The sequence below is a fragment of the Candidatus Reidiella endopervernicosa genome (assembly GCF_013343005.1).
In the GTDB taxonomy this organism is placed as follows: Bacteria; Pseudomonadota; Gammaproteobacteria.
Window position 1 is genome coordinate 3183834 of sequence record NZ_CP054491.1, and the last position, 16675, is coordinate 3200508.

Sequence of the window (16675 nt, forward strand, 5' to 3'; positions counted from 1 at the left end):
AATGCTTAACGAAACATGTTGCCCATATAGTCCGCCGGGTTGGAGAAGGAGTTCACGCCACGATCGATGTTGTAACCCATTCGGTTCATCGACGGCCCCATACTCGCAACAGAAGGCGCCATAATCGAGACATTACGGGCAAGTGAATCAAGGTCATCTGACATCAGCACATACATGTCCGACATATGGGTATCCACCTCGGCGATCTCCTGCTCCATCTCGGTCATCTTCACCGCCATGGTGTTCATGCCGCCTTTCATTTCACCCATATCACCCGACATGCTGCCCATGTCGGTCTGCATCGCCTGCATAGATGACATCATGGCGTTCATCGACTCCTGCATATTCAGCATCGCATTCATCATCACGTACATAATGGTGCACATCACCGCCCCACCGATCCATGAGCCACCGACAATAACACCGGGAGTCGCTATTTTTGCGAAAGTTTGTTTTGGGCATCCAAGCCCAAGCAAACAGCAAAAACTTCACGCGACCGTTTATGCCTGCGGCGCCCGACCGTCCTGCGTACGTTGCGTAATCACCTCTTCGCGGCTCTACACAACTCCCTCAGTGACTCTACGCCGACATAAAGCCGCTGCTGCATCTTCTCCGTCGTTCGCTCGCGCTCTCAACTACGAATATACAGACGGCGTCGACTATCGGGGACTAACCGCCCTCACTTCGCTCTCCATGGCGGTCAGCGAACGTTCCAAGATTTGAGCTCTTCTCAACCACCGTTTCTTCTCCTATCACAAACTAAGTCGATAACCGCGAAATCGAAATATCTCCGCACACACCAGTCTCTTCTACAGCGCATACGGAGACATCATTGATAATCACATAAAGCCAGCTACTTATCTTGTTTAATAATTGTTCCAGCCTTCAGGTGCTTGACATGATATTTACCTTCATACGCCTGAAGTTTAAACAATGAATTTCTCGCCATGAGTATTCCCATCTTCGGGTCTTGATGGATATAGATAATATCTCCAGAATTCGCCGTAACATTTGTCTCGGCCCAGTTCTCCGCTTTAGAAAGAATCTGATGTTCACCAGGATCAACAGTGAAGTAGATATATTGATTCCCCTTGTATAACCCATCTCTGATTCGGGCTGCTGATCATCGACAAAGACATTAAATCGTATCAATCCGCCCAGACTCGATGGCCGGACAACATAGACAATCGCTTTCCCTTCCTCTGGCAATTTTGGCAACTGATAGTCAACCACATCGCTTCTCATCTCCTGAGCAGTCGGTAACGATGCACAACCGACTAAAAACATTGTCACAAGCAGAATGACACTCCTTACAGCACTACGCATAATTCTCTCCTTGGTATTTTCTTCAAAACAGCAGCCACACCGACACGCCGGAGGTGATACCCTGAGTTCGTTAGACTGATAAAAATGGAGCAGTTCTTTAAGGCGGACGGCAGATCCATGCCAATAACTCTCCATTGCGGAGAGAATAATAGTGCATTTACTTGATTGAGTTAAAACGTATGAGCATAGCTGAGAGGATATGGCGGTATAGCTGAGTTGTTCACAACCAATCTCAGCCACTCGTCTTACCAATTCTCATCCGGTAACGATTCGCCAAGCTTGTGATAACTTTTCGCGCACTGTTGTGGTACGGATGGTTTCAACCAGCTCCCTCACCTTGAACTGGTGGTGCTGCTCGTAGGCGACGCCGAGCTGCGGCATATCGGCGAGACCGACTTCACGCGCATGCTCGACAAACCCTCTGTTCTTCCAGAAGAAGGCGCCGGGCATAGTGGTGGGAATCACCAGTACATAGAAAAGCGCGCGACCGATGGTTGAGCTGACCAGCGCCATTACTGCCAGCAGTGCGAAGGCCCAGCCGTCGATCAATCCCATCAGCGCCATGCCGACCGCAACGATCAGTGAGACCGCCAGCAGGCCGTTGCGCAGCCAGTAGGCGTAACCGAAGGTGGTCGACTGCTCGTAGAAGGAGGCGGCACCTTCACTCTCATGCCCCTTCAGATCCCTGGCGTGGTAGAGCAGTCCCACGCCCTCCAGCGCCAGACCAACACCGGCGATCATCGCCAGCAGACGGCCCAGCTCCGGCGTCATCTGAGCGGTAAGCAGTGCGATTACCGCCAGTAGCAGTGCACCGAGACTCAGTGCACTACCGGCAAAGGTAGCGGCGGTCTGCCAGTGGTCCCAGAAGGGGCGCGCCGGAATGCGGTAGAGCTTGTACATGAAGTAACCGCCAATAGCGGCACCCGCCAGACCCAGCACCGCGAATACATCCTGGATCACCACCGGGAAGTTGTGACCGAAGAGTTCATCGGAGAGGGCGAAGAGGGCGAAGAGGGCGAAGAGGGTGAAACCGGCCAGGCCGACAAAGAAGAGGGTGACCCCCGCTATCTCACGACTCACCGGCGACATGCGCAGGTTGTAGAAACCGCGATAGAAGCGGTGCGGTTTGCCCAGATGCATATTGAGCTTGAACAGACCGACCGCCATCATCACAAACATCACCGACAGCGCTGGCACAAAGGCGGAGCTGGCGGCGAAGTTAGCGATCGCCTCCTGACCGAACCAGCTGCCGAGTACCAGCATGGCAAAGGCACCCATTACCGTCTGCACACTCAGGGTGAAGGCAATATGGGCATTCTCATGCGAACCGAGCAGCCTCTTCAGGTTCCACTCACGCTTGAAGCCGTGCTTCGGATCGAGTGCCGGACGGAACCTGCCCTCGCTATCGTCACGGTGGTACTTGAGCGGGGTACTGTCGACGCGCTGCATGTCGCGTTGGGTGGTGCGCGTCTGCTGGAAGCGGATGTTGGGGTTGGTGATGTCGGTGCGCGGGAAGCCGGGGATCTCCGCCTTCGCCTGGGTTCGCCCCTCGGGCACGTTCTCGATCACACCGAAGTCGAGCGCCTTGCCGAGACAAGCGGAGGCGCAGGCGGGTTTGAGTCCTACCTCAAGACGGTCGACACACATATTACATTTAGTCACCTGCCCCTTCACCGGATCGAGCTGCGGCGCGTTGTACGGACAGACCCAGGTGCAGTAGCCGCAGCCGAAACAGATATCGGGGTCTTGCAGCACCGCACCATACTCGGCGAACTTGGTATAGGCGCGGGTCGGACAACCTTTCAGACAGACCGGATTGTCGCAGTGGTTGCACGCCATCGAGATGTTGAGGCGCTGATAGGCGGGATAGCTACCCCCCTCGACAAAACCGACCGAGCGGAAGGCGATGTGCGCCGGGTTGTCGTTCTTCTCACTGCAGGCCGCCTCACAGGCGTGGCAGGCGATACAGTTGTCGGCGTTGAAGTAGAAGCCGTGCTGTTTGTAGCGGTTGGGATTATCGCCAATCTCAGGATTTTCGTTGATCTTGAGACTGACACCGTAGCGTGGGTCTTCCTCAGTCACGGTCTCTATCGACCTTCCGTAGCGGTTATGTGTCTGACTACTCGGATCATTGAGCAGCGCATAGGTCGGCTCATTGGCACGCGCTTTGAAGATCGGCGCTTCACCTTCGATGCTCTGCTCTACTGCTGAATCTGTCACTTTAACTAACATCGCAACACCTCAAAATTTTCTCATTTCCATGCTCAGACGCGCGGCACCGAGTTGATCGGCAATCGTCTCGATGCGAATCGCCGACTGCTTGTAGGCGGGCTGACGCGAGTGCGGATCGAGCAGCCCCAGGGTGAGGCGGTTGGCACAGTCGTGGAAGTGGAACGGAAGGAAGACCATGTTCTTCGGTACACGGTGGGTCGGCTGCGCCATCACCACCGCATCGGAGCGGCGCGAGACGAGACGCACATAATCACCGCGCTCAACCCCCAGTTCCGCTGCCAGATCGGGATTGATCTCGATGAACGGAATGGGACTGTATTTGTTGTTGTTACCGATCTTGCCGGTCTTGGTACGGCCGTGCCAGTGCTCGATCAGACGACCGGTATTGAGCCAGACGGGGAACTTCTCATCCGGCACCTCGTTGTTATCGATAAAGGGGAGCGGTATCAGCTTCGCCTTGCCGTCGGGATAGCTGAAAGCGCCATCCTCGGTGTAGAGGCGCTTGCCACCCTTCGGCGGTGCCTCACCCCTCTCCAACTGCTGCTCGGTGTAGGGCCACTGAACACCACGACTCTGCTCCAGCAGTTCGTGGTTCATGCCGGAGATATCACAGAGACGCCCCTTCGAGAGTGAACCCATCTCGAGAAACACATCGGGGGCGCGTTCCGGAAAGCTCACCCTACCCTCCTTGTTGAAACGCTCCGCCATACGATTGAAGACCCACAGGTCGGGCTTCGCCTCACCCGGCGGGGTGCTGATCGGTGTAACCAGATTGATGCGCCGCTCGGTGTTGGTCATCACCCCCTCCTTCTCCGCCCAAGTACCGGCAGGCAGATAGACATGGGCGTAGTGGGCACTCTCGGTATCTTCGTAGCAGTCCTGCACAACACAGAACTCGAGTTTCTCCATCGCCTTGCGCACCCGCGCACTGTTGGGCAGTGAGGTAAGCGGATTGGTGGCGATCAGCCAGAGCCCCTTGATCTGACCCGACTCAATGGCGTGGTAGATATCGGTCTGGAACATGCCTCGCTGCTTGGGGAAGAATTCGGGATCAACGTTCCACGCCCTGGCGATCTCCGCACGGTGTTCGGGATTCTCCAGCACACGGTAGTTAGGTAGACCGGAACAGGAGGACCACTCGCGGGTACCCATCGCGTTGCACTGGCCGGTGATCGAGAGGCTGGTGCCACCCGGTTTGCCAATGTTGCCGGTGAGCAGCGCCAGGTTGTTGATACCGACCACGCCGTCGGAACCGTGGGTCGACTGATTAATACCCATGGTCCAGATCTGCATCGCCGCACCGGCGTTGCCGAAGAGACGTGCCACCTGGCGAATCGAATCCTCGTCGATACCGCAGATCTTCGAGGCGGTCACCGGGTCGTACTTTTCGACCTCCGACTTCAGCGCATCAAAGCCGTTGGTATTGGCGGCGATATAGCGCTCATCGATCATCTGCTCCTTGATCAGCACATGCATCAGCGCGTTCTGCAGCACCACGTCGGTACCGGGCGTGATCGGCAGATGGATATGGGCATTCTGTGCCAGCATGGTGACACGCGGATCGACCACTACCAGCGGGAAGCCGCGCCGCTCCTGCGCCTCCTTCATACGCCAGTAGATGATCGGATGTTGCTCGGGCAGATTGGAGCCCCAGGCGATCAGGCAGTCGGTGTGCTCAAAATCGTCGTAGCAGCCAGGTGGGCCGTCGGAGCCGAAGGAGCGCTTGTAGCCCGAGACGGCCGATGCCATGTATTGCCGTCGTAGTTGTTGGTACCGATCAGGCCGCGGGTCAGCTTGCCGAGGGTGTAGAACTCCTCGGTCAGCATCTGCCCGGTGGAGATCACCGCCACGGAGTCGCGGCCATACTTCTGCTGGATAGAGACGATCTCGTCGTGCACCTTGTCGAGCGCCGCATCCCAGTTGGTCTCGGCCCACGGCTGGTGCCAGTGCTCGCGCATCTTCGGCGTCAGGCCTCGTCCGGCGGAGTCGAACAGTTCGTGCTCAAAGATCCCCTTCAGGCAGAGTTTGCCCTGGTTCACATTGGCATCGGCAACGCCGCGCGAGGCGACTGCCCTGCCGTTACTGTCGAGACCCACCTCAATGGAACAACCGGTGGAGCAGTAACCGCAGGTGGCGTACTTCCACTCCTGCACATCCTTATTGGCGATCGTGATCGGGTTCTTCTTCTGACGACCAAAAAGCATCTATCTCACCTCAGTTCGTTGGAAACAGGTAGTACGCAGACACTACCCGCGTAGCGTTTAGCAGTTTTTATTGGCAACCGTGTTGAGCGAGATCACACCCGCCTCAACCTTCACCTCATAGGTCGGCACACACCCTTCATCGGGCGCGACAACCGCACCGCAATCGATATCAACGTTCCAGTTGTGCAGCGGACAGGTCACTTTTTTACCGTGCACAATCCCCTCGGAGAGCGGCCCGCCCTTGTGTGGGCACTTGTTGCGCAGGGCGAACAGCTCATCATCTGAGGTGCGGAAGATCGCGATCTCTTCATCACCACTCGCCACAACCCGTGAACCCAAACGGGGAATATCATCAAGCTTTCCAATCTCAACCCAGTTCGACATTATTTAATCCTCTATCAATTTCGCTCTGCACTATCTGCAGAGCACATCGTCACGTATCGATTCGGCAATTGATGCCGCCTCACCGATCAGTTCAGCAGGAACATTCAGCGCCTGCAGCGCGGCACCGAGGTTCTCGATCACCGCATCGAAGTGACTATCGTTAAGACCCAGTTTCTTAACCAGCGGAGCATGCGCCTCGCGCATTCCCCGCCCGGAGTAGTTCGGCAAGCCACCGAAGGCGAAGCTAAGAAACTTCTTCTGGTGGCCACGCTGCCTGGCCATATCGGTATTTTCAAAGAAGTAGTTGATGCGCTCATCGGCCATCACGTTGTTGTAAAAGAGATCGACAGCGGCATCGATCACCTTTTCACCACCCAAACGTTCGTAGAGAGTGCTCATATCGGTTCTCCGCTGATTGATCTGAAATCAGCCGTTAGCAACGACCTTCTCCTCATCTTCGTTAAAGGTTTTCATCGGTACGAATTCGAGACGATGCTCAGGCTTGGTATGCTCGGCCCAGGGGTCCTTCTGCGAGATCTCCTGCGAGATCAGGAAGCGGGCACTGAGTGCCTTACGATTCTCAACATCATCGACGAGGCGCTCCTTCACATAGTTGAGACCGACACGCTCGATCCACGGCGCAGTACGCTCCAGATAGCGCGCCTCTTCGCGATAGAGCTGCATGAAGGCCGCGGCATACTCGAGCACCTCACCATCGGTCTCGACACGGGCCAGCAGATCGGTGACACGTACCTTGATACCGCCGTTACCGCCGATATGTAGCTCATAACCCGAGTCGACTGCCACCACGCCAAAGTCTTTGATAGTCGCTTCGGCGCAATTACGCGGACAGCCGGAGACGGCCATCTTGAACTTGTGCGGGGTCCAGGAACCCCAGCTCAGCTTCTCCAGATCAATACCCATCGCGACTGAGTCCTGAGTACCGAAGCGACAAAACTGTGAACCGATACAGGTCTTAACCGTTCGCAGCGCCTTGCCGTAGGCGTGGCCAGAGACCATGCCGGCATCATTCAGGTCTGACCAGATCGCCGGTAGTTGATTCTTCTTCAGACCAACCAGATCGATACGCTGACCGCCAGTCACCTTGACCATCGGCACCTCATACTTATCGGCCGCATCGGCGATGGCACGCAGCTCATCGGGGGTGGTGACACCGCCCCACATACGCGGCACGACGGTGTAGGTACGATCCTTCTGGATGTTGCCGTGGGCACGCTCGTTGATGAAGCGCGACTGCGGATCATCGACCGCCTTGGTCGGCCAGGAGGAGATCAGGTAGTAATTAAGCGCTGGACGACAGGTGGGACAACCATTCGGATTGCGCCACTCCAGCTTCTGATAGACCGCCTCCATTGAGGTCAGCTCACTATCGACAATCGCTGCACGCACCTGATCGTGGCTGTGATCGGTACAGCCACACATCGGTTTGACCTTCGGATGGGAGAGATCGCTACCAACGGTTGCGGCGAGAATCTGTTCGACCAGACCACTACAGCCGCCACAGGAGGCCGAGGCCTTGGTATGCGCCTTCACCTCATCAAGGGTAAAGAGTCCTTCGGTGGTGATAGCGTGCACGATGTCGCCCTTGGTGACACCGTTACAACCGCACACCTCGGTGTCATCCGACATATTCATCACGGTATTACCGGCACCGTGGCCCGAATCACCGAGGTGGCCCTGACCGAACATCAGAGTATCGCGGAAGGCGCTGACATCGGCCTCCTCACGCATCAACTGGAAGTACCACGGACCGTCCATGGTCGAGCCGTAGAGCACCGCACCCTGGATGCGGTTGTCCTTCAGCACCACCTTTTTATAGATGCCCTTTGAGGGGTCGCGGTAGACAATCTGCTCACACTCATCGTCACCGACAAAGTCACCCGCCGAGAAGAGATCGACACCGGTCACCTTCAGCTTGGTCGAGGTGACCGATCCCTCGTAACGACCGTAACCGAGCTGGGCGAGGTGGTTGGCACAGACCTTGGCCATCTCAAACAGCGGTGCGACCAGACCGTAACACTGGTTACGGTGCTGTACACACTCACCCACCGCGTAGACGCGTGGGTCATAGGTCTGCATGGTGTCGTTAACGACGATACCGCGACCACAGTAGATACCGGCCGACTCGGCCAGGGCGATGTTGGGACGAATACCGACCGCCATCACGACCAGATCGGCGGTCACCTCACGACCATCTTCAAAGGTAACACCCTGTACCCGTTTGCGGCCAAGGATCTCCTTGGTCGAGGCGCCCATAATGAATTCAACGCCGCGCTCCTCCAGCTCCTGCTGCAGCAGGGTGCCAGCCTCTGTATCGAGCTGCTGCTCCATCAGGGTGTCGCGGATATGCACCACGCGAACCTTCATACCGTGTTTCTGCAGACCGTTGGCCGCCTCAAGACCGAGCAGACCACCACCTATGACTACTGCATGGCGATACTGCTTCGAGGTCTCGACCATCGTCTCGACATCCTTCACGTCGCGGAAGCCGATCACACCTTCGAGCTCGTGACCAGGGACGGGAAGAATAAAGGATTAGAACCGGTAGCGACCAGTAGTCGATCGTAAGCGGCCTCGGTCCCGTCATCGGTTATAACGAGACGGTTTTACGATCTATCCTCACTACCGTCTTACCGGTATGCAGAGTGATGTTGTTCTCGGCGTACCACTCGGGGGTGTTGAGCATGATCTCATCGAGCGTTGCCTCACCGGTGAGCATCGGCGAGAGCATGATGCGATTGTAGTTGCCGTAGGGCTCGGCACCGAAGACGGTGATCTCATAGGTATCGGGTGCGATCTTCAGCAGCTCTTCGAGCGTGCGCACACCGGCCATGCCGTTTCCAATCAGTATCAATCTTTCTTTCATAGTGAGTATTCCGTTGTTGCAGTGAGCTTGTCCCTCTCTAGAGCAAGGGGCATGCCAGTGTCATCCACCCATCAACGAACTTTTATTTATCTATGCTTTTCAGTTGGTTATGAAATACCAATAAATTCACTATGTCTTCAACACCCCCCTTAAGCACCAGATCGGTGCGTTCATCGGAACAGGTGCGCGGCAACAGCGCAGAGACAACCCCCCTTTTGGTGCAGAGAGGTTAGAGCACGCACCACCACCCAGCGAAGCGCCGTGCGAAAGGAAACAAAATCAGCCAAAACAGGGCTTTTTTGCCACTTTGAAAAGCTGGCCCGGAACTTGCTAATAGAGGTTCATCAACTTCAATGACGGAGACCTAATTCCAATGTCGGAATCGAAACTCAACCTGTTTTCCTTTAGCGGAAAGACACGCATCCTGCACCTCAGCTGGTTCGCCTTTTTCCTCACCTTTGTTGTCTGGTTCAGCCATGCACCATTGATGGCATCGATCCGTGAGACCTTCGGTCTGAGCGATCAGGAGGTGAAGATGCTGTTGATCCTTAATGTGGCGCTGACCATTCCGGCGCGCATCATTATCGGTATGCTGGTTGACGCCTTCGGACCTCGCCGCATCTTTTCGATGCTGCTATTTGTCTCAAGCTTCCTCTGTTTCGGTTTCGCCTTCGCTGATGATTTCGAAACGCTGGCGATGATCCGCTTCCTGCTCGGTTTTGTCGGTGCCGGTTTTGTGATCGGTATTCGCATGATCAGCGAGTGGTTCCCTGCCCGTGAGGTTGGTCTCGCTGAGGGCATCTACGGTGGTTGGGGTAATTTCGGTTCCGCCGCAGCCGCGCTCACCCTGCCAACACTCGCACTCTGGTACGGCGGTGATGATGGCTGGCGTTATGCCGTTGCCACCACCGGTGCAATGATTCTGATCTACTCGGTGGTCTACTTCTTTAGCGTTACCGACACCCCCAAGGGCTCGACCTACTTCAAGCCGAAGAAAAACGGTGCGATGGAGATCTCCAGTCGCGGCGACTTCTTCCTCTACCTGCTAATGAACATCCCGCTCTATGCAGCACTGGCGCTGCTCACCTGGAAGCTCGGTCCAAGCAACCTGAAGATGCTGGGTGATGCTCCCGCCACCATGATCTATGCCTCACTGATCGGTCTCTACATCTTCCAGACTATTCGGATCTACCAGATCAACAGCCACGTCTTTAATGCACCGGTACCGGAGATCGAACGCTACAAGTTCAAGCAGGTTGCAGTACTCGACCTTGCCTACTTCGTCACCTTCGGCTCCGAGCTGGCCGTGGTCTCGATGCTGCCGCTCTTCTTCATGGACACCTTCGAACTCTCAATCGTCCAGGCCGGCATGCTCGCCTCCGGATACGCCTTCATGAATCTGGTGGCACGCGCCTCGGGTGGTCTCGCCTCCGATAAGATCGGTCGAAAGAAGAGCCTCGCGATCCTGATCACCGGCCTCTCGATCGGCTACTTCGTTATGAGTCAGATCGATTCGAGCTGGCCGATCACAGTAGCAGTACTGGTCACCATGGGTTGCTCATTCTTTGTCCAGTCGGGTGAGGGTGCGGTGTTCGCGATGGTGCCACTGGTCAAGCGTCGCATGACCGGACAGATCGCCGGTATGGCGGGTGCCTACGGTAACGTCGGCGCGGTCACCTTCCTCACCATACTCTCCTTCGTCTCACCCTCGATCTTCTTCATGGTGATCGGTGGCGCGGCGATCGTGGTACTGGCAGCGGTATTGCTCTTCCTCGATGAGCCAGCCGGCCAAATGGCCGAGGTGATGCCTGATGGCACCGTGCAGATGATCGACGTCGCCTGATCATCTTTCAACAAACCACAGCGGGCGGCGTCTGTAGCAGCTACAGCACCGCCCGCTTCTTTTTGTCTCATCCGGGGTACTATCTAACGCCATGAGCAGACAACTCACCATCACCAGCGGTCAGTACAGCGTCGCTGGCATCAAGGCAGAGAATGAAGATGCCTGCGGCATCCTCACGCCCGAAGGTTCGGCACTCAACACCAAGGGCATATCGATCGTGATCGCCGACGGTATGAGTGGTTGCGAGGCGGGACGTGAGGCGAGCGAGGCGTGTGTCAGCGGATTTTTTAACGACTACTACAGCACGCCGGAGAGCTGGACGGTAAAGAGTTCAGTACAGAAGGTGCTCTCAGCACTCAATCGCTGGCTCTATGGTAATGGACAACGTGAGTACAACAGCGCCAAAGGGATGGTCACCACCTTTAGCGCACTGGTGCTCAAGTCCAACACCGGTTACCTGTTCCATGTTGGTGATACGCGCGTCTATCGACTACGCAATAACGACCTGGAACGACTGACCACCGACCACCGCATCCAGATCGCCAACGATCGCAGTTACCTCAGCCGCGCGATGGGTATCGAGCCTCATATCGATATCGACTTTCGTACGATCAATCTGGAACAGGGCGATCAGTTTCTACTGCTTAGCGACGGCGTACACGAATTCATCGACGATGCCACGCTGAAACGGATGCTCATTGAAGGCGGCAGAGAGCTGCAGACAACCTGCGAGGCAATCGTTAAACATGCCGAACAGCAGCAGAGCGATGACAACCTCACCTGCCAGCTGGTGAGTGTCGAGTCACTGCCCAATCAGAATGAACAGGAGTTCTATCGCAGCCTCACCGAACTCCCCTTCCCGCCCTCACTCTCGGCCGGTATGCGCATCGATGGCTATCGGGTGCTGCGCGAACTCTTCTCCAGTAAACGTACCGAGGTGTTTCTTGTTGAGGATGAGGAGAGCGGTGAACGACTGGTACTCAAGGCCCCCTCGGTCAACTACAACGACGACCCCGACTACATCAATCAGTTTCTGCATGAGGAGTGGGCGGGACGACGTCTCAACAGCGACCACGTATTGAAGGTTGTCGATCAGCCGCGTCAGCGTCACTTCCTCTACTACCTCACCGAACATATCGAGGGACAGACCCTGCGCCAGTGGATGAACGACAACCCACGCCCTCATCTACAACGGGTACGCGAGATCGTGCATCAGTTGGTTAATGGACTGCGTGCCTTCCATCGACTCGAGATGATCCACCAGGACCTGAAGCCGGAGAACATCCTTATCGACGGTCACGGCACGGTGAAGATCATCGACCTCGGATCGACCAAGATCGCCGGTATCGAGGAGATCGCCACTCCACTGGATGATGACAACCTGCTCGGTACCGTTAACTACACCGCACCCGAGTATCATCGCGGTGATATCGCCACCAGCCGCTCTGACCTCTTCTCACTCGGCGTGATCACCTACGAGATGCTGACCGGCAAGCTCCCCTACGACCGTGAGCTCAATGCTCGCAATCTGATGCAGGTGCGCTACGTTCCCGGCAAACGCCACTTCCCGGAGCTGCCCTTCTGGATGGACAAGGCGTTGGAGCGTGCCGTTCGCCTCGATGCGACACGCCGCTACGACATCCTCTCCGAGTTCGAGCATGACCTCAGCCACCCCAACCCCGCCTATATCAAAGAGGCGCAACAGCCACTGATCGAACGCAATCCACTCGGCTTCTGGCGCGGGCTGGCGATTGCACTACTACTGATCAACATGCTGCTAGTTGCGCTACTGGTCACCGAATAAACAGAACATCTTTCAAAAACCAGCCGCAAAAAACACAAAGGTTTTTAGGCTCGATCACCCAGCCGTAGGGTGGGTACACTTCTGTGCCCACACGTTAAAGCTCAAGATCTCTATCGCTTTGAAAGAAACGCCTCTCTCCACTAAAGGGGTCTTCAAAGGCGATCGTTTTAGCTAGCAGCTGTAGAGGGGCGGTAAAATCATCTCCCCTTTCAGATTGTAGTTCCGGATAGCTTTTATCATTAAGAATCGGAACGCCCAACGCCGCCATATGCAGCCGCAGCTGATGTTTCTTTCCTGTGACGGGCCGTAGACGATATCGACTGATATCGCCGTGCTGTTCGATCAGCTCGATAAACGTCTCGGAGTTGGGCTCACCCACCACCTCCTGCATGCGGAAAAATGGATCACCTTTCTCTATTCAAGAGCGGTAGGTTAGTAGCAGTGGCCGATCCGTCAGCGTGGGTGCTATCGCCTCATAGACTTTACTCATCTCACACTGCTCAAACAGTGACGCATAGGCACCACGACTCTCTGGATTGTGTGAGAAGAGCACTACCCCAGCCGTCTCTCGGTCGAGCCGATGCAGTGGGATCAGGTGTTCAAGCTGAAGTTTATGTTTTAGCCGTACCAGTAAGGTCTCATGCAGAAACCGACCGGCTGGGATAACGGGAAGAAAGTGCGGCTTGTCGACCACCAGTAGATGTTCATCCTGAAACAGAACCACTTCATCAAAAGGTACTGGAGTCTCTTCATCCACTTCACGGTAGTAGTAGATCATGGTGCCAGCTTGATAGGGATCATCGGGCGCTAGCTTCCCGCCATTCGCATTGACCACCTCGCCGCTCTCCATACGAGCAAGCCAGATCTCACGCGACACATTCGGAAAGTAGTCGAGTAAAAACTCCAGCATAGAGCTCCAGTCACCTACTGGTAGGAAGTGTTTGCTCGCAGATACGCCGTTGCGGATCGGTAGGGGTGATTGCATAAAGAGACATCGTCTTGTTTATTAATCACTGAAGCCAGATGGCGATGAACAGCGATAAGACAATCATCATAACAAGGTCAAACAACATGCTGTTACTGAAAACACCAGAACAGCTGTGTAGCCCGAGACTACATTTACCGCAGTTCGGATGGAGTAAAACGAAATCAGGGTGTATGCGTAGTTTCCCGGATTACACTTTGCTCCATCCAGGCTACGTATCTACAAACCAGGCACCCGCTTAACATCTCTCCACTGCTGGCTCGATGTAGTGGTGACCATTTTTGATCGATTTATCACGATACATGCGTTGATCTGCAGTTTCGATCAACGCCTTGATACTCTCACCATCGGCAGGATAAATTGCACAACCTGAACTTGCGCTGACAGATAGCTTTAATTGATCCAGTTCAACACTGACGCACAGAGAGCTCTCTAATTTTTCAGCAACCCCCTCACAGCTTCCAAGGGAGTGTGTGAAGCGAGTCAGACAGAGAAACTCATCACCACTGAGACGAAAAACCTCATCACTTTTTCGAATGTTTGCCTGTAAGCGATCAGCCACTGCGATCAGCGCCTGATCACCCACACCGTGACCATACTGGTCATTGATCTGTTTAAATCGATTCAGATCGAAAAAGATGAGACCAAACATCTCTCCATTCCGCCGACAGAGGGTGATCTCCCTCTCAATCTGCAGTTGCTCCTCACGTCGATTATAGAGGTTTGTTAATGCATCAAATCGAGCCTCGTCAAATCGCCCCCTGCAATAGTGAAACTGCCCACGTAGTCTTAACAGCAGATAGAACGCGGCAACCAGTGCCATCATCACCATCAGTATCGATACGCCCCACGGATAGTTATCCGTCACATTCCATGCCGCTGTAACAATGATAAACAGCACGATCCAGGTAATGGACACCAGTCCGACTAAACGTTTTATGCAGTCCACTCTTACACTCCGCAGTCAACACTACCCAGAAAACACACAGAGCTGATTACGCCACCTCAACGTTTCAACCTGCCGCCAACTTCAGCTTCGGTCCACTTCTCTCTTCATCACTCTTCTTATTAACCGGCACATCGGGCTGCGCGTGGCGTTCGTGCAGGAAGCGCAGCACCTCGGCGCGGTAGTGGTTGTAGGTAGGATCATCGGCCAGCATCAGTCGGTCACGTGGGCGCTGCAGTTCGATATCGAGAATTTCACCGATAGTGGCTGAGGGTCCGTTGGTCATCATCACGATCCGGTCGGAGAGCAGCACCGCCTCATCGACATCGTGGGTGATCATGATCACGGTGTTATTTAACTCCGACTGGATCTCCATCAGTGAGTCCTGCATGTGGGTACGGGTCAGAGAATCGAGCGCACCGAACGGCTCATCCATCAGCAGTACCTTCGGCTCCATCGCCAGGGCGCGGGCGATACCAACACGCTGCTTCATACCACCAGATATCTCATCGGGACGCAGGTTCAATGCGTGGCTCATATGCACCAGCCCAAGGTTATGCAGTGTCCACTCATCGCGCTCCTGCTTGTTCTTGGTCTTGCTAAAGACCTGATCGACAGCGAGTCATACGTTGTCATAGACCGAGAGCCACGGCAGTAGCGAGTGGTTCTGAAATACCACCGCACGGTCGGGTCCGGGTTCGGTGACCTCCTTGTTCTCCAGTAGCACACCACCGGTGGTGGCGTTGAGCAGACCGGCAACAATATTTAGCACCGTCGACTTACCGCAACCGGAGTGTCCGATGAGTGAGATAAACTCACCCTTATCGACCTTGAGTGAAACATCATTCAGTACATTCAACGGGCCGTTATCGGTGTCGAAGGTGATACTCATATTTTCCAGACTTAGATAACTGTTCATGACAGCTCCTTGATAGATCTTGTGTAGCCCGGATGAAACAGCGTGTAATCCGGGAAGCTTATTGTTAACAACACCCCGGGTGTCGATGCGCGACATCCGGGCTACAAATCATTTAACGCAGTACTGCATTGCGATCCCAGGTGGCCCAGCGCTGTAGCATCAGCATGCCGCGATCGAGCAGGAAACCGAGAATACCGATCACCAGCACCGCCACCATGATGCGCGAGAGCGAGTTGGAGCTACCGTTCTGGAACTCATCCCAGACGAACTTTCCAAGACCGGGATTCTGCGCCAGCATCTCGGCCGCGATCAGCACCATCCAGCCGATACCGAGCGAGAGACGCAGGCCGGCAAACATCATCGGCACCGATGAGGGCAGTACGATCTTCATCGTCTTGGTGAACCAGCCGAGACGCAGCACACGGCTCACATTGATCAGGTCCTTATCGATCGATGAGACACCGACGGTGGTATTGATAATGGTCGGCCAGACACAGCAGAGAGTTACAGTGATCGCTGAGGTAATGAACGACTTATCGAACATCGGGTCGTCACTCACATAGACCGCGCTCACCACCATGGTGACAATCGGTAACCAGGCCAACGGTGATACGGGTTTAAAGATCTGAATGATTGGGTTGAGCGCACGGTAGAGCGTAACGCTCATGCCGCAGACAATTCCGATCGGAATGGCAATCAACGAGGCGATAATAAATCCGGTTGCCACCGTAATCAGGCTGGTGAAGATCTGATCGATAAAGGTCGCCTTGCCGGTGTAGGGACGAGTCTTGATTGTTGCATCGGGATTCTTCGCCAGCTTCTTGGCGTTGCGCAGATCCTGGCGCTCATAAAAAGCGACCTCCTTCTGTCGCTCCGCCTTGTGCTCTGCATAGAGCTGAATCGTCTGCTGCCAGACCTGTGCAGGCCCTGGCAGCTTACCCAGCGATGTTGTAACGCTGGATGCCCCCGTACTCCATAGCGCCAGAAAGATAACTACTGCTATGAGTGGAATAAGTAGAGTTTTTGTTAGTGATGCGGTGACCTTAACCAGTCGGTCGCCCTCGAGAAAGGCGAACAGTGAATAGAGCCACTTCACTTCGAAACTTTTGCTCGGGTTGATAATCGTTGCGTTCATAATAGATACC

At 55.0% G+C, this 16675-nt stretch carries 9 protein-coding genes and 4 pseudogenes; 3 read left to right on the plus strand and 10 right to left on the minus strand.

Translation table 11 applies throughout. The annotated features are described in order from the left end of the window. Positions 1 to 5: 5 nt before the first annotated feature. Entirely contained in the window at positions 6 to 323 is a 318-nt protein-coding gene (locus tag HUE57_RS17300; RefSeq protein ID WP_236860635.1) for a hypothetical protein, read from the minus strand. Here HUE57_RS17300 and HUE57_RS17305 point away from each other — a divergent pair. Beyond that, complete coding sequence (locus HUE57_RS17305; RefSeq protein ID WP_174672490.1) at positions 322 to 723, plus strand: hypothetical protein; 402 nt, start codon at positions 322 to 324, stop codon at positions 721 to 723. The genes HUE57_RS17300 and HUE57_RS17305 overlap by 2 nt on opposite strands. An 858-nt stretch (positions 724 to 1581) precedes the next feature. On the opposite strand, the gene HUE57_RS17310 is transcribed toward HUE57_RS17305, so the two are convergent. From HUE57_RS17310 to nirB, 5 genes and pseudogenes are all read right to left on the minus strand, one after another. Next, a complete protein-coding gene (locus tag HUE57_RS17310) occupies positions 1582 to 3558 on the minus strand; it encodes a DmsC/YnfH family molybdoenzyme membrane anchor subunit (RefSeq protein WP_236860636.1) in 1977 nt (658 codons plus the stop codon). 9 nt (positions 3559 to 3567) lie between these two features. Next, positions 3568 to 5762, minus strand: a pseudogene (locus HUE57_RS17315) (molybdopterin oxidoreductase family protein). Positions 5763 to 5819: 57 nt separating this feature from the next. After that, positions 5820 to 6146 carry a nitrite reductase small subunit NirD gene (gene nirD / locus HUE57_RS17320; protein ID WP_078484123.1) on the minus strand — a complete coding sequence of 109 codons (327 nt, stop codon included), beginning with the start codon at positions 6144 to 6146 and terminating at the stop codon, positions 5820 to 5822. A gap of 30 nt (positions 6147 to 6176) precedes the next feature. Beyond that, positions 6177 to 6545 (minus strand): group I truncated hemoglobin, encoded by a 369-nt coding sequence (locus HUE57_RS17325; RefSeq protein ID WP_078484122.1) that lies wholly within the window; start codon positions 6543 to 6545, stop codon positions 6177 to 6179. 27 nt (positions 6546 to 6572) lie between these two features. Further along, positions 6573 to 9033, minus strand: a pseudogene (gene nirB, locus HUE57_RS17330) (nitrite reductase large subunit NirB). 373 nt (positions 9034 to 9406) lie between these two features. On the opposite strand from nirB, the gene HUE57_RS17335 reads away from it, so the two are divergent. Continuing rightward, positions 9407 to 10876: a NarK family nitrate/nitrite MFS transporter gene (locus tag HUE57_RS17335; RefSeq protein WP_078484120.1), complete on the plus strand. Its 1470-nt coding sequence runs from the start codon at positions 9407 to 9409 to the stop codon at positions 10874 to 10876. Between the two features lie 91 nt (positions 10877 to 10967). Continuing rightward, the gene (locus HUE57_RS17340; protein ID WP_078484119.1) at positions 10968 to 12680 is read left to right on the plus strand and encodes a bifunctional protein-serine/threonine kinase/phosphatase; all 1713 of its coding nucleotides are present in this window, start codon (positions 10968 to 10970) and stop codon (positions 12678 to 12680) included. Between the two features lie 94 nt (positions 12681 to 12774). Here the strand turns inward: HUE57_RS17340 and HUE57_RS17345 are convergent. The 4 genes and pseudogenes from HUE57_RS17345 to HUE57_RS17360 form a co-directional block, all read right to left on the minus strand. Beyond that, positions 12775 to 13665, minus strand: a pseudogene (locus HUE57_RS17345) (pseudouridine synthase). Positions 13666 to 13903: 238 nt separating this feature from the next. Further along, complete coding sequence (locus HUE57_RS17350; protein ID WP_078484118.1) at positions 13904 to 14584, minus strand: GGDEF domain-containing protein; 681 nt, start codon at positions 14582 to 14584, stop codon at positions 13904 to 13906. A 94-nt stretch (positions 14585 to 14678) separates the two neighbouring features. Beyond that, positions 14679 to 15530, minus strand: a pseudogene (locus tag HUE57_RS17355) (ABC transporter ATP-binding protein). A 112-nt stretch (positions 15531 to 15642) separates the two neighbouring features. Beyond that, entirely contained in the window at positions 15643 to 16665 is a 1023-nt protein-coding gene (locus HUE57_RS17360; protein WP_174673613.1) for an ABC transporter permease, read from the minus strand. Positions 16666 to 16675 lie beyond the last annotated feature (10 nt).

Coding starts and splice junctions, on each gene's coding strand:
- HUE57_RS17305 (WP_174672490.1), top strand. CDS start 322: ATGGCGTTCATCGACTCCTGCATATTCAGCATCGCATTCATCATCACG.
- HUE57_RS17300 (WP_236860635.1), bottom strand. CDS start 323: ATGATGTCATCTATGCAGGCGATGCAGACCGACATGGGCAGCATGTCG.
- HUE57_RS17310 (WP_236860636.1), bottom strand. CDS start 3,558: ATGTTAGTTAAAGTGACAGATTCAGCAGTAGAGCAGAGCATCGAAGGT.
- nirD (WP_078484123.1), bottom strand. CDS start 6,146: ATGTCGAACTGGGTTGAGATTGGAAAGCTTGATGATATTCCCCGTTTG.
- HUE57_RS17325 (WP_078484122.1), bottom strand. CDS start 6,545: ATGAGCACTCTCTACGAACGTTTGGGTGGTGAAAAGGTGATCGATGCC.
- HUE57_RS17335 (WP_078484120.1), top strand. CDS start 9,407: ATGTCGGAATCGAAACTCAACCTGTTTTCCTTTAGCGGAAAGACACGC.
- HUE57_RS17340 (WP_078484119.1), top strand. CDS start 10,968: ATGAGCAGACAACTCACCATCACCAGCGGTCAGTACAGCGTCGCTGGC.
- HUE57_RS17360 (WP_174673613.1), bottom strand. CDS start 16,665: ATGAACGCAACGATTATCAACCCGAGCAAAAGTTTCGAAGTGAAGTGG.